The following is a 14,862-nucleotide window of genomic DNA, read 5'->3' as shown; positions in this document are numbered from 1 at the left end:
CAGAGGATGCCTGGTGAATCATCGTTTTTTATTAGCCAGTTTAACGTAGTCTGTCTTATTTGGTCAGATACGATGTTGTAAGTGGTACAAACAAGGCTGAACCTGGATCTTCGGATACAATCTCGACATATACAGCGTCTGTGCCTTTAACATCCACATCAAGACTCATCATACCGCTTTCCGGAGTGATGTTAAATTTTTTAAGCGTTGCGAGATCCTGATCATAAATATGAATCTCCTGATTTCCTTTGAGCGCGGCAAGTTCCAAGTGCAGAGAAGAATACTTTTTACCCGTATTGATCTGGATATCTTTTCCCTGCTTCGCAGGGTCATTATGCAGATAGACATCCTTGTAATCCTTGCCTTTGTATGTGGTATCCTTAGGATCTTTGGTGTGCCAAGCGGTAGAACCCAGTACGGATGTTCCAAGTGCACTCAGCGTTACTTTTCCGTTGGTTACGGGCGCAGATCCATTCGTTCCACCGATGAGGACGGATGAAGTTGCACCGTCATAATTGATCTCTGTTCCAAGCAACGTACCTACTGCACGAACCGGCAGATATGTGGTTCCGTTATATGTGATCGGAAGTACCGTCTTGCCATTGGCATCCTTGGCTGTCACTGTCTCACCATTTAATTTCAGGGTGATTTTGCTGTTGAGATATGCTTTGATTTGCTCCAAACCTGTAGCTGCCAGTGCACCTGTACCAATACCGAGTGTCAATGTGCCCACCATCAAACCAAGTACGACCTTTTTCTTCATCAAATTCCCTCCCAGACGTTTAAATGAGTTGTCCTTTATACATTTAAACGACTAAAGCGTGAATGTCAATTGTTTTCAGCATTTTTCCGCAACTTTTTTTATTTCCAGACAGCACAAAATGAGGCTGTAGTCACTCCTTTTTTTTCAGCCCCATCCAATGGTCACGCTTGCCATGGCATGTCCTATATTTAATTAGGTATTTACATCTAAGACCTCGTGCTGCAGCACAAGATCACCCTTTGCTCAATCAAATGATTCGTAGTATTCCTCTTCATACACTTCCATACTATATTTCAAGTCGTTCGCCTTCCATTCCCCATTCTGAAACACATAAGAAAACGTTAAATCGCCCGCATAAACCCCTTCGCCATATGCACCCGATGTAGAGACAACAAGCTTGTTATCCTCCACGCTATAATAAGTTACACGACCAAATTGTAACTTTTCATGATACAGAACATCTCCTGCTCCCTTCTCCACATTGGAGGGCTCGGCTGGAACCCCATTTAAAGTCACCCCAATCTCGATCTGGTCGGAGGTTACCGTAACTTTGGAATCCACATGTTCTTTCACAATCTCATCCAGAGTCTGCATCTTCATTACATCCAGTGAAACCGGATCAAGAATGTGTGCCTGACCCAGATAAATTCCGGTGCCGTGTCCCTCTGAATACAACACCACAATCTCTTTTTTACCATCACCGTTTAAATCCAGTTCATGTACTTCAGGTTTGTACGATCCCCCCTCTGCTCTCCAATCACTAAATTCACGTTTTTTGCCGTTTGCCTCAACCACAAGGCCATTATATATATATCCCGAGCCCCCAATACTCATTGGGTACACTCGAACATCATTATTCTCTGGAGCCACGGAAACATCATCTGCTTTCACCGGCATCATATCTTTGTTGCTGTTCAGTGCATCATTCATTCGATCTATATGGGAAGCCTCGACCGCTGTGGCCTGGCTGGATGATTCATCTATATTAAGCTGTTGTTGCGACTCATTTGTCGTTTTGGCAGTTGAAGTTACTGAAAGTGTGGCCACCGCCAAAATAATCATCAGCAGGATACCTGTCCAAGTTTTCAATATACTGGGCTCCTTCTTCTGTTGTGATAATCCTATTATATCTTCATTTATCGCCCGCGCGTTGCAATTTTGTTAATCTTTCTTAAAAATTCTTTACAAATCTTCAATCACACGAAAAAACGTTCGTCTTTTACCATAATAAGCTAGGGCATGTCTGAAAAACTGATTAGCTTTCAAGATACGCCCCAATTTCCCGGAAAATAAAAAACATTCCGGAAGCAGCTCAAGGCTGCATCCGGAATGCTTTAGTTTTATCGAGTAATCGATCTGTTAACTGTCTCAACTCTTCTGCAGAAGAGGATATCTCCTCCATGATTGCGGTCTCCTCATGCGCGGCATCCATGATGCGCTTCGCTTCATCAGAGAAGGATCCTGCTTTCCCCTGGATCTTCTTCACATGACCATGCGTTTGCTCCACACGCCCTGTCTGCTCAGCAATTTTGGAACCAATATCATGAGCGCCTTGCATAAACACTTCAACCGTACCTGTCAATTCAAGCAACGTCTGATCAACGGAAACCGTTCGTTCTGATTCGTTCACAACAAGTCCATGCTGTTCATGGCTCAGCTCCACGGTTTCCCGAATTCGTTGTTGTACACGACTGATCAGTTCATTAATGCGATGAACGGAATCTTTACTCTCATCAGCAAGTTTGCGAATCTGCTGCGCTACAACGGCAAATCCTGCGCCCTCTTCTCCTGCACGCGCCGCTTCAATAGAAGCATTCAATGCGAGTAACCCTGTTTCTTCAGCAATATTTTTGACCGATTGCGTAATCGCTTCAATATCGGAAGCTTCCTTCTCCAAGAGCAACATAATATCACGGGAACGATTATGAGACTCGGCCAGTTCATCCATGCCTTTCATCAAAGATGAGAAGGTTTCTTTGGTATGATCCACCGAACGTTCCATCTTACCAGACAATTCGGTCATACCTAAAGACTGATGTTGCATTTTCTGAAAATCATTCAACATCTCATCGGCGGTAATTAGGGAATGCTGGGAAGTCACTTTCTGATCCTCTACGCCAACCGCAATATGATCCACGGCCTCAGACATCATCTCGATCTGTTCTGCAGCCTGCGTAATGGCTTCACTCAATGACTGTGCGTTCTGAGAGGTTGTCCGTGTACTATCCGCAATATCGTTCACGATACTTCTCAGATTAGAAACCATTACGTTGAACGCATCATATAATACGGTAAGCTCATCTTGTGTACGGCGCTGCGGAATCTCCGTGGTGAGATCACCGGAAGATACCTGCTGCGCTGCACGAGACAGCTGAACAATCGGACGAGTCAGATAACGGGAAGCAATCCAGCCGAGAATCCCGTTCCAACATACTCCCATAAGCAAAATGATAGATATGTACAGCCAGTTTGGCATATCAAGTGAAATCCAATCTTTTACAAAGAAAATAAAAAAGCCGCTAGTTCCGTACGTAATAATTGAAATTAGTACCAGTCCTGCGACAGTCTTCGCCCCTAAAGTCCATTTCATGTTCGCACCCCGTAGTTCTTTTTTCCTATTTTACCAATCTTGTACCAAATTTCATGTGACATATATCACTGAAAACGCTCTATTCACCTTTTGCATATCGTTCATGCATGACTTTCATACCATAAAGCTCATAATGAATAAGACAAGCTTAGGTACCCCTCCCTTGTAGCTGTAATTCATGATATGAAATTTTAAATTCCCCAATTAAAATTATTATCGGTTTCAATGAAAGAATCATTTAGCTTGGCATCTATTTTGCTTAAATGATATACTGAGTGCGCTTCAGCAACGCTGGAGCCGAACTATTTTTATGATGCCACTGGAGGCGAACGAGATGTCTACTATGTCCACACGGACGGAGAAAGATTTTATCGGCGAAAAAGAAATTCCAGCTTATGCGTATTATGGAATTCAGACGGTGCGGGCTGTAGAGAACTTCCCGATTACCGGTGTTCCGGTTCACCGCGAACTGATTACAGCACTGGCTGCTGTTAAAAAAGCGGCAGCGATGGCGAACATGGAACTGAAAATGCTCCCAAACAAGATTGGGGAAGTCATCATCATGGCAGCGGATGAAATGATGAAAGGCCATCATCTCGATCATTTTATTGTAGACTCCATTCAGGGTGGTGCAGGCACCTCCATGAATATGAATATCAACGAAATTTTGGCCAATCGCGGACTTGAACTGTTAACGAAAAACAAGGGAGACTACTTCCACTGTAATCCGAACAACCACGTAAACATGTCTCAGTCTACCAATGACGTTGTGCCAACAGCCTTACGCATTGCGGCTTATCAGCTCTCCGAGACCCTGCTAGGCACGATGAAAAAACTACAGGAAGCCTTTCACAAAAAAGAGATTGAGTTCAACGATGTTGTCAAAGTAGGACGTACACATCTACAGGACGCCGTGCCTATCCGACTTGGACAAGAGTTCGGTGCTTATGCGCGCGTGATTGGACGGGATATTGAACGTCTTCAATTCGCCAATAAACGTATGCTTATGATCAACATGGGTGCAACAGCTGTAGGTACAGGACTCAATGCCAAACCGGAATATATCGTCAAGGTTACCGAGTATCTGTCTGAGGTGACTGGCCTGCCGCTACAGACCGCAGATGATTTGGTTGACGCGACACAGAATACAGACGCGTACCTGGAACTCTCAGCTGCACTGAAAGTATGCGCTGTCAGCCTGTCCAAAATCTGTAATGACATCCGCATGATGGCTTCAGGCCCGCGTGCCGGACTTAATGAACTGCTTCTGCCGCCACGTCAGCCTGGATCTTCCATTATGCCAGGGAAAGTCAATCCGGTCATGGCAGAGGTAATCAATCAGGTTTCCTTCCAGGTCATGGGAAATGATCACACGATTTGCATGGCTTGTGAAGCCGGACAATTCGAGCTGAATGTGATGGGACCGGTTATTGCATTCAACCTGTTACAATCACTGAAAATCATGAATAATGGTATTGATGTCTTCACACGGTATGCTGTGGAAGAGATGGAGGCCAATCGTGAGCGCTGCGAGTTGATTATGAAACAAAGCTTCAGTGTCGTGACTGCTCTGAACCCGCATCTTGGTTATAACGTAGCGGCTTCAATTGTAAAAGAAGCATTGAAAACTGGCATGACCCTGCAGGAAATCATCTTGGAGCGAGGTTTGCTGACTCCAGAAGAATTGGAAGAGATTCTACATCCAGAACAGATGACCACGCCGGGGATTGCCGGAGAACATTTCCTGCGTAACATGGAGCGCATGTAAACACACTCATCTTATGAGTTCAGATTGAAAATTCTAAAGAAGCCCCGTTATCCGTTAGTCAACGGATAACGGGGCTATTTGAAGTATAATTCGATGCGATAAATTTCAGACTTATAAAGAGTCGTTCAGACTTAACGTGATAAGACGTATACACTTCAAGCCCAGCGTTTTCGTTCCAGGGATGACAGAATTCGAAGCTCCTCCCTGTATTTCGCAACGGTTCTTCGAGAAATGATGATGCCCTCGCCTTCAAGGAGAGCAGATAATTGGCTATCTGAGTACGGCTTGTTTAGTTGCTCGGTTCGAATGATTTCCTTCAGCCGCCGTTTGACAGCCGATGCAGACGTCTGCTCTCCAGACACGGTCGTAATACCGGAATCGAAAAAAGCCTTAACCTCGTAAACCCCATACGGAGTGTATATATATTTTCCGTTCACGGCCCGACTAACTGTTGATTCATGCATCTGTACTTTCTCAGCAATCGCAACCAGATTAAGCGGCACCAGTGCAGCGGGGCCCTCACTTAAAAAGCGCTTTTGCTCTTCCATAATGGCCGTCATCACACGTAACAATGTCCTGCGCCGCTGTTGCACACCGCGTATAACGGCTCTCGCCTCAGCTGCCCGAGTCACCCAGATCTCACCGGGAGACGACTCCTGTATCCAGTTGTTGCAAGCTTCATTTACGGTTACGCGCGGATTGCCTGTTGCAAGCAGCTTGAGCACCATTTCCCCATGAACCATATCCACAGTAGCATCGGGGACGATATAATGTGCACGTTCATTACAGCCTATCGATCGACAAGGCTTAGGGTCAAGACGAGTAATATACTCGTATGCTGCTTGTGCTTCCCGCGAAGTTATACCATACTTGCCTGCTGTCCGCCCGGGATGAAAAGGAACCAACGCCTCCAGCCCTGCCCGCACAATACGCTCGGCATAAGGAATCGCTGCTGGGTCACGCTGAATCTGCAACAGCAAACATTCTTGCAGATTTCGCGCCCCTACACCCGGAGGGTCCAGGGACTGCAACAAATCAATTCCTGCGTTCAGTTCGCTCATGGACAATCCGAGCTCAACCTGTACTTCAGATAGCTCAACCTTCAAGTAACCATCAGCATTCACACATCCAGCCAAATAGACCGCCACTTTCTCCAGCCTATGCGGAATTTTCATCGTGCGAATTTGCGAAGCAAGGATTTGTTCCAGCGTAGGCGCTGTTCCTTTGGCTTGAAGCAGAGGGTCATAGGAAGGATACACCTGCTGATTGTTTCTTCTTGATGGCTTAAAAGAATAAACGGACTGCTCTTCCAGTTCAAGAAGCGGATTATCCGCTGCGACATCCTGCAAATAACGAATCAGTTCCTGACCGGACAAGGTCAGCAAATGAAAGGACTGCTTCATTTCCGGCGTGATGGACAGCCGGAAGCGCTGTTCCTGCACCAACTGAACACCTAACATCCGATGCCCTCCTTATGTCAAGCTGGATACTATTCATTGCAACACTGGGATTTGCAGGAATAATACCATACAGTTCAGCCCTTGTCAGCATGTCAATACATACATGCGGTCTCAAACGTCATTTAATATTTTTCAGACACCAGCTTCGCTTGGGTAAACAGCAACAGATAATCCCTGCCTCCTGCTTTGGAATCGGTACCCGACATATTAAATCCACCAAATGGATGTGTCCCTACCAAAGCTCCCGTACACTTGCGGTTGAAATACAGATTACCTGCAAAATACTCATGTCTTGCCTGCTCCAGATGTGCCCGATTGCGCGAGATAACCGCACCTGTCAGACCATAATCTGTATTGTTGGCAATCTCCAGCGCATCCTGGAATGAATCGGCTTTGATGAAAGCCAGCACCGGGCCAAAAATCTCCTCTTGCGAAATCCGGGCATGCGGTTCCACATCCGCAATAATGGTCGGCTCGATGAAGAATCCTGCCGGATCTCCGGTACCTCCCCCATGAACCAGACGTCCTTCCCCTTTGCCAATCTCGATATATTCGGTGATCTTTGCATAAGCCTTATCGTCAATGACAGGGCCCATATAATTTCCCACTTCAAGCGGACTGCCCACCGTCAGCTTCTTCGTACGCTCCAGCACCTTTTGTAATACTTCATCATATACATCCTTATGGATAATGGCACGGGAACACGCTGAACATTTTTGTCCCGAGAAACCAAAAGCCGAAGCTGTGATCGACTCGGCTGCCAGTTCCAGATCACTGTCACTGTCAACCACAATGGAATCCTTGCCACCCATCTCGGCGATCACACGTTTGATCCACTTCTGACCCGGAGCGGTGCGTGCAGCACGTTCATTGATCCGCAGACCGACATCGCGGGAACCTGTGAAACTGATAAAACGTGTCAGTGCATGATCGACAAGATAATCACCCACCTCACTGCCTGGCCCTGGCAAGAAGTTGACTACTCCATCTGGCAGACCCACTTCTTCCAGCAGTTCCACGAACTTTGCAGCGATGACCGGTGTAGTGCTTGCCGGTTTTAGCACCACCGTGTTGCCTGAAACTAGCGCAGCCGAGGTCATGCCTGCCATAATCGCCAGCGGGAAATTCCACGGCGGAATCACCACACCAACACCAAGCGGAATGTAAGTCAGTTCATTATCTTCACCAGCAATCCGTACAAGTGGCTGCGGCTCACTAAGACGCTGCATTTCCCTTGCATAGAACTCCATAAAATCAATCGCTTCAGCCGTATCTGCATCTGCTTCAGGCCAGGTTTTGCCCGCCTCATAGACCATCCAGGCGGAGAACTCATGCTTGCGGCGGCGCATGATTGCCGCTGCTTTGTAGAGATAACGGGCCCGTTCATTCGGGTCCGTATGTTTCCAGGTATGGAACGTTTCCGCAGCCGTTTGGATGGCCTTCTCGGCCAGCTCCCGATCCGCTTGATGAATCGTTCCAATCACCTGGTCCTTAGCAGCCGGGTTCACGGAGGTTAACGTGCGGTTGCCGGTTATTTTTTTTCCACCGATAATCATCGGATATTCCTGTCCCAGTTCGGATTTCACCTTATGGAGCGCTTCCTCAAAGGCTTCCCGGTTCGCTTGCACCGTAAAAGCTGTAAATGGTTCGTTAACAAAAGGGATATTCATCAATGATTCCTCCTTCAGGATGTGGTTTCTACTCACTTTATAAGTCTCACAAAGATAATTTACACGAGCACTCCGAGGACAGAATAACCTTCCATTCGCTGTTATCTCCAGATTTTTTGGATTCCCTTCTCCTAAGGGAAAAATCCGGTGATAAATGCGACCGCTTCGCTTTTCCAGGTTTTTTCTGTCCTCTCCGTTATTTGTGTAAAAAAATGTTCAACTTATATCGATCGCTGCTCGGATTCACGCAGCACTTACGTCTCATTCAAATATATGAAGCAAGAAGCGTGCCAACTCCGCTTGAGAATGAAATATTTTTTTGTTTCACGGAGATAAAAATGTTCATAAAAATAATTAGGGTATCAGCAATCGCATTCAACAGATTTTGGCACGATTTTTGCTAGATATGTAAATATACAATCATGAATGTTTAGGGAGGAACCACGATGAGTGTCGGAACGGAACTATATCGCAAAACGTTGTTAACCGTAGCTGGCAATAAAGCCGTAGAGAACCTGTCTCTCAAATACGGCAAAAAGCTGGCTGGCAAGTTCATAGCTGGTAATACGCTGGAAGAGGCGCTGGAAGAAATTCGCGTTTTAAATAGCAAAGGCATTATGGCAACACTGGATCATCTGGGAGAGGGCATCACCCATCTGCGCGAGGCGGCACTTTACAGGGATGAATACGTGAGGTTAGTTGAAGGTATAGCGCATAGCGGTGTGGACTCCAATGTTTCACTGAAACCGACCCAGATGGGGCTGGCACTTGATCCGGAAGAAGGGTACCAGAATATTCGTGCGGTCGCCGCCCGAGCGAAGGAACATGAATTGTTCGTCCGGATTGATATGGAGGACAGTCCGTTCACCCAAGCAACCATTGATATCGTACGTAGACTGCATGCGGAAGGGCTGGATAACTCAGGTACCGTATTGCAGGCTTATCTGCATCGAACGGAAGAGGATACCCGCGATATGATTCGGGAAGGTATTCGGCTGCGTTTGGTCAAAGGAGCGTATAAAGAACCTGCAAGCGTCGCATATCAAAATACGTCCGAGGTCATTCACCAGTTCAAAACGATGATTCGTCATCATCTGGATCAAGGTGTTTATACCGCTGTGGCCTCCCATGATGATCACATCATTAACTGGACGAAACAATACGCGAAGGATCGGAATATCTCTCCTGAAGCCTTTGAATTCCAGATGTTATACGGTCTGCGTATGAGTGAACAGGAGCGTCTGGCACAAGAAGGTTATCGCATCCGTTGTTATGTCCCTTATGGCACGATGTGGTACCCGTACTATACCCGCCGTCTGGCAGAGAAACCTGCGAATCTCTGGATGGTTGTGAAGAACATGTTTCGCTAGAATTGATGTAAGAGATAGCCCTTCACGCCATGCAACCCAGTCATTCTGGAGTGCATGGTTTTTCCTTTTTCCAATGATGCAGCACTGCCAAACTTAAACGTTCACTCTAAACAAGAATATATGTCTAAAAAATAAGAATACACAAAATTTAATGTACAAAATTTTAGACAAATTCTACACTAATAATCTTGTATCTTACCCTCATATCGATCTCCATCTTTACATATTTTCTTATACTTATACATTTTGACAAATAATGAGCGTGATATAAATTGACACAAAAATAAATAAAAAAACCTGAAATAAGTTAAAAACTGTAGCTAAATCAACATTTTTTCATATCTTCAATTAAAGAAAACGTATACATAAAAACCACAAAACGGGTGAGCGTTATTAAAACAAAACAATCGAACAAGAGATGTCAAAAAATATATACACAACTCTGTTGGAGCGATATAATAGTACTAATTCCAATCACTTTAATCCGTATGTTGTAATCGAGGTGATCCTGATGAGACATTTACTACCTACTCTAAAAGAACTGATACGAACAGACATGCACATTTACGATGAATCCTCCGTTCAGGAAAAGCTTCTTCCACGCCCGTATACGGATTCAGATATCAACGTAACTCGACCTGTTTTTGTACGTTCTGGTACAGGGAGCGCTTATCTCTATTGCTCCTTCCTGGATCAACCAAACTTGCCTGATGAGAAAGGCCTGCCTTCCACATCTTCTGCTAAATCAACAGAACCCGACCCTTTTCCGGTTACCCCATCGTTCTTTGTCCCTGTCCCTTTGATCTCACTTTCTATGGAACTGGCACAAGTGATTCCTTTGTTTGCCAAGAGCTCTATTCTCATCATCATAAATGATCGTGACGAATGGACCGGCTATATCACGGCATCTGATGTCATGAACTCACTTCATCAATCCTACCGACTGATGGAAGCATATCTGGAAACTACGCTTGAGACAGCCGGTTCCGCACTATCTTTAATCGATGAAGAAGCCAAGGTGGCGTACTGGACATCCGGTGCGGAGAATATATTTTCTATTCGCAAAACCGATATTATCGGTCAGCCTGCCGCCAACTTTTTCCCACCCGAAAGACTTCAATCACTCAAAACGTTGTATACCGGTGAATCGGTCTACCGCAAACAGCATCAACCCAGGTCTGATCTGTTCGCTCTAATCAATGCCCGCCCTGTCAGGTTGGATGGTCGTATTGTTGGTGCAGTCGCTGCGGAGGTCGATATCACAACTGAAATTCGTCTGCACCAGGAATTATTGCATATGTCCTCCAAAATTCAGCATTTGGAAAAAGCCGTTGCCCGGCTTCATCCCGAGACCGATCCTTTTGCGCGTATCAAAGGTAGCAGTCCAATTATCCGGCAATGTCTGGAGACTATTCGCAAGATCAGCACCACTCCTGCTACGGTACTCATTATGGGGGAAAGTGGCACGGGCAAGGAACTCTTCGCAAAAGCCATCCATGATCTTCGTGAACCAGAGACTGCTCCTTTTATCGCGATTAACTGCGGGGCCATTCCCGCTTCATTGTTTGAGAGCGAGTTGTTTGGCTACGAGAAAGGCGCTTTCTCCGGGGCAGACCCTAAGGGGAAAAAGGGGAAAATCGAGCTGGCTGAGGGTGGCACTCTTTTTCTGGATGAGATTGGGGAGATGCCTTTTGAACTGCAAGTCAAGCTGCTTCGTGTGTTGCAGGAACGAAGTTATTTTCCGGTTGGGGGTACCCGCACCAAACAAGCTAACTGCCGAATCATTGCTGCAACCAATCAAGACCTTCCTGCCATGATTACGCGTAATCAATTCCGGGAGGATCTCTACTATCGACTGAATGTCATCAATCTGATTATTCCGCCACTCCGGCTGCGTAAAGAAGATATCTATGAGCTCACCCAGACTTTTCTGCAAGAATTCTCGCTACTCTACAATCGTCATATTGAAGTGATTCCTCCAGAATTGTTCAAACGTTTATTCGAGTACGATTGGCCGGGGAATGTCCGGGAACTGCGCAACGTGATTGAGCGCCTGACCATTCTAACGATGGATGGTGAGATCAAGCCGGAATACTTGCCTGATTCGCTGACATCAGCGAAAGTAAACGTACCTTCTGAGCCGGAACAGACAGTAGCCAACCTCAAGTCTGCGGAAAAAGAAGTAGCGCATGACCCCAATGTGACAGACTCCCAACAAGAGGGTCACAGACCTGACCATCTTGCAGGGGTTGCTCGGGAAGCGGCTAACCCAAGTGTTACATTCCCCGAACAAAGTTCGGGCTCCTCTTATCAGCAACAGATGGATGCGTATGAGGCTCGGCTTTTGCTTCAATACCTGAAGGCCGCAGGCGGCAACAAACGAACACTCGCCAAACAACTTGGCATCTCCAGAGCTACACTCTACAACCGTATGAATCGGCTTGGTATATAACCCGTAACTCCCGCGGTGATTACCGCTTGCTTTTTACAGTTAACCAAAATGCACGGCTAGCAAACGAAGAACATTCCACCCTTGCCGTTGCAGGCGATAGAATACAGAGAATTTGAGGAAAAATCAGAGAAAGCTCAGCGCCGAGAGCAGAAACCAGCAAATAAGGTTTCTGGCGACTCTAACGATCACCACAAGCCTTATTTGCCCATTTAGGCGTGGTTTCAAAATCTAACGATCTCCAGTGACGCTATTCAGCTAATGTCCTGCTGAAAATGGGATGAAATGGGCAAATTGCTCGAAATAGCGTCCGTACGGATCGTTAGAATTTCAACATGGCGACTTTGGGCAAAATAAGATTTCTCCGGATCGTTAGAGTTTGCGGGGATGCTACTTATGAACAGCTAGATGAATCAGCTAGAAAAACCCGCAGTTACGGATCTTTCCCGTTTTACTGCGGGTTTATTGGTTGTTGCTTTTCATTTTTGTTTTGGTTTTCATTTTTGCCTTGTTCTTGTTATTTCAACCGATGGCTTCTGCTATTTCTGTGCGACCATCTTTCTTCACCCTTTACAATATTCTCGATAAACGAATCAGTGCAGTCCTAATATGACGATAAAAAGTAGCCCTGCTCATCGAACACACCTGCGCTGCGGCAGTCGGATTGCCAGCATGGGTCCAGTAAGCCGCATGTAACAGTTTCTGATCCTGGGGAGACACTCCATGTATTCTGCCTTCCAACAGATCCAGAACATATAATTGTAACTGAATGCCGTCCCTCACACCTGTAATTCTGTCTGCGTACTCTTGTAACTCTCCCGGTGAGCGAAGGTGTCCGAGCATTTTACGAACTTCCTGTTCAGACCAAACCCTGTTATTGGATCCCGTTATCTGGGGCTTTATTGCATTAGCCGGGGGGTCTGGATGCAAAAGGGACATCACCCAGGCACCGAATTGTCCGCTACGCAGATCAAGTTCCAGCACATCCGCCTGATCTGCATATCGATCACACGCACGTGTGGACGTTCTCCGCATCTGAAAGCCGATACTCCGCAGAAACAACTTCAGATGTGGATTGGTCGCAACAAGAATGGCTCTCGCCCCATCTCCCAGGAGCGACAAACGATCCAGTGTCATATATCCGACAAGTTCCTCACGTGTATATCCAGGCACATCATCTCTCGCCGCAGCCAGCAATGCGAAGTGTGTATCACTCTCATCCGGATCATTCTGTAATTCCTCTGGCGTAAAGCACTCTTTCATCTCATTCGGAAAATATTTCAAAAGTAAATCACTGATCTCCCGATGCACCAGCACGGTAATAAACATCGCAATCGTTTCGCCTTTCATATCCCGCTTTATTACAATACCTTCAGGATATCGGAGAGCCAGTTCATCCAGGAAGGGGCCATAGTTCACGGCCTGCCAGGGCTCAATACTGTATTCACACCATTGCTCGAGCAACTTGTGAAGAGAGGGTAGGTCAGCCTGCTTCATTGGTTCAAGCGGCGAGAACAAAGAATCGCGTGAGACGTCAGCATACTTGCGAAACTGGAGCATAGATTCCTGACAGAGTAACAGCATCTTTCTCGCAATTTGACGCTTCCCAAGTGCACATGCCTGTTCATGGAGTGGTTTCAGCAACTCTGCAATCCGAATCCGCATGGACTGCATACGATGCGGCTCGCGTTGCCGGAAATCCCGCATCAAATGTACCCGGGCCATATCGTGCAAGGCCAGACCGTCCGGCGCGGAACGAATGAAAGACATCCGTCTCAGCATGTGATATTCTTCTTGTTTAACGGGTACATTCAGTACCTTAGATAAGAGTTCCTGGTTTGCTGTCTCCAGCAAGGTTAACACCTCCACCATCGGATGCAGACGTGGCGTGGTGAGTTCAAGTAACAGCCGGGCACTGATCATATGTGACAGTTCAGCCCACTCGGCATGAGGAAGATTCCGCTCCTGATCAGCCGCTTCCACTGCAAGAGCAAGTCCCAGCGGATGTCCATCCGTCATTCTCGTAATGACTCCAGCCATACTCGGCTTTAATGAACCTGCGGTTGCAATATACTCCGTAATCTCATCCGCGGTAAAATGTTGCAGCTGCAATTGAACCAGATGCTGATACAGCCGGGGATGCGTTCGCCATGTTGCTGAAAGCTCTGAACGAGATGCAAGTATGATAAGTATCCCACTTAGATGAAGTTTCGCTATGAAAACTTCCATAAACCAGCTCTCGAGCAATGCAAGTTCCTCGTAGTTATCTACTGCAATAACGAGCCGTTTCTCTCTGGGCATGCTTTTCAACAACGATAGCAGAATGTTGCCCTGGCTATTCAACAGCCCAAGTTCCAGTCCCAGGGTTGAACTAAAATAATCCATAAACACGGAGGGCGTTGTGCCACATGCCCGTCCATCCATCCATATAGCGGTTGCTTCCTGCTCTCTAGCGATGGACAGCATTTCTGAAAGTAACGAAGACTTCCCAATACCCCCCATACCCGTAACTGAAAATATAGTCATAGGCGCTTCATCATTTTCAAACCACTGCTCCAGGATCATCAGCTCTCTGGCTCGACCAACGAAACGCTTTTCGTCCCTGACAACCTTCTGCTTTCGAGATTCACTTCCGTTCCCCATATATATCCTCCGTACTAGATACTGGTACTTTTACTGTAGCTTACTTTTATATAAAAATGAGACTATATTGAGACGCGCAATCGCTTCCGAAATGTTAGAATCTTGATAAAAGCCAATTTATAGAAAAAGGCAAATCTGTGCCTCTTCTA

9 protein-coding genes are annotated in these 14,862 nt (G+C 46.3%); 3 read left to right on the top strand and 6 right to left on the bottom strand.

Annotation, left to right across the window (positions count from 1 at the left end):
• Window positions 1-55: 55 nt before the first annotated feature.
• The 3 genes from ACT89M_RS05815 to ACT89M_RS05805 all read right to left on the bottom strand — a co-directional run bounded on the left by ACT89M_RS05815 (window position 56) and on the right by ACT89M_RS05805 (window position 3,353).
• The gene (locus tag ACT89M_RS05815; RefSeq protein WP_154960564.1) at window positions 56-763 is read right to left on the bottom strand and encodes a stalk domain-containing protein; all 708 of its coding nucleotides are present in this window, start codon (window positions 761-763) and stop codon (window positions 56-58) included.
• Between the two features lie 243 nt (window positions 764-1,006).
• A complete protein-coding gene (locus ACT89M_RS05810; RefSeq protein ID WP_090917852.1) occupies window positions 1,007-1,852 on the bottom strand; it encodes a hypothetical protein in 846 nt (281 codons plus the stop codon).
• Window positions 1,853-2,075: 223 nt separating this feature from the next.
• Complete coding sequence (locus ACT89M_RS05805; RefSeq protein ID WP_090917850.1) at window positions 2,076-3,353, bottom strand: methyl-accepting chemotaxis protein; 1,278 nt, start codon at window positions 3,351-3,353, stop codon at window positions 2,076-2,078.
• A gap of 334 nt (window positions 3,354-3,687) precedes the next feature.
• Here ACT89M_RS05805 and ACT89M_RS05800 point away from each other — a divergent pair, with 334 nt between their 5' ends.
• Entirely contained in the window at window positions 3,688-5,121 is a 1,434-nt protein-coding gene (locus ACT89M_RS05800) for an aspartate ammonia-lyase (RefSeq protein WP_154960566.1), read from the top strand.
• Window positions 5,122-5,276: 155 nt separating this feature from the next.
• Here the strand turns inward: ACT89M_RS05800 and rpoN are convergent, their stop codons facing one another.
• Together rpoN and pruA are read right to left on the bottom strand one after the other, a co-directional pair.
• Window positions 5,277-6,581, bottom strand: a complete 1,305-nt coding sequence (gene rpoN, locus ACT89M_RS05795; protein ID WP_154960567.1) for an RNA polymerase factor sigma-54 — start codon at window positions 6,579-6,581, stop codon at window positions 5,277-5,279.
• A 122-nt stretch (window positions 6,582-6,703) separates the two neighbouring features.
• Window positions 6,704-8,251 (bottom strand): L-glutamate gamma-semialdehyde dehydrogenase, encoded by a 1,548-nt coding sequence (pruA, locus tag ACT89M_RS05790; protein WP_154960568.1) that lies wholly within the window; start codon window positions 8,249-8,251, stop codon window positions 6,704-6,706.
• Window positions 8,252-8,697: 446 nt separating this feature from the next.
• On the opposite strand from pruA, the gene ACT89M_RS05785 reads away from it, so the two are divergent.
• Together ACT89M_RS05785 and ACT89M_RS05780 are read left to right on the top strand one after the other, a co-directional pair.
• Entirely contained in the window at window positions 8,698-9,621 is a 924-nt protein-coding gene (locus ACT89M_RS05785; protein WP_154960569.1) for a proline dehydrogenase family protein, read from the top strand.
• Between the two features lie 511 nt (window positions 9,622-10,132).
• Window positions 10,133-12,073, top strand: coding sequence for a sigma-54 interaction domain-containing protein (locus tag ACT89M_RS05780; protein WP_487345055.1), 1,941 nt, complete (start codon window positions 10,133-10,135; stop codon window positions 12,071-12,073).
• A gap of 567 nt (window positions 12,074-12,640) precedes the next feature.
• Here the strand turns inward: ACT89M_RS05780 and ACT89M_RS05775 are convergent.
• Window positions 12,641-14,713: an nSTAND1 domain-containing NTPase gene (locus tag ACT89M_RS05775; RefSeq protein ID WP_308722383.1), complete on the bottom strand. Its 2,073-nt coding sequence runs from the start codon at window positions 14,711-14,713 to the stop codon at window positions 12,641-12,643.
• Window positions 14,714-14,862 lie beyond the last annotated feature (149 nt).

The sequence above is a fragment of the Paenibacillus sp. NN59 genome, from assembly GCF_057597225.1.
Note: the sequence above shows the minus strand (reverse complement) of the source record. Positions and strands in the feature narration are given on the sequence as shown.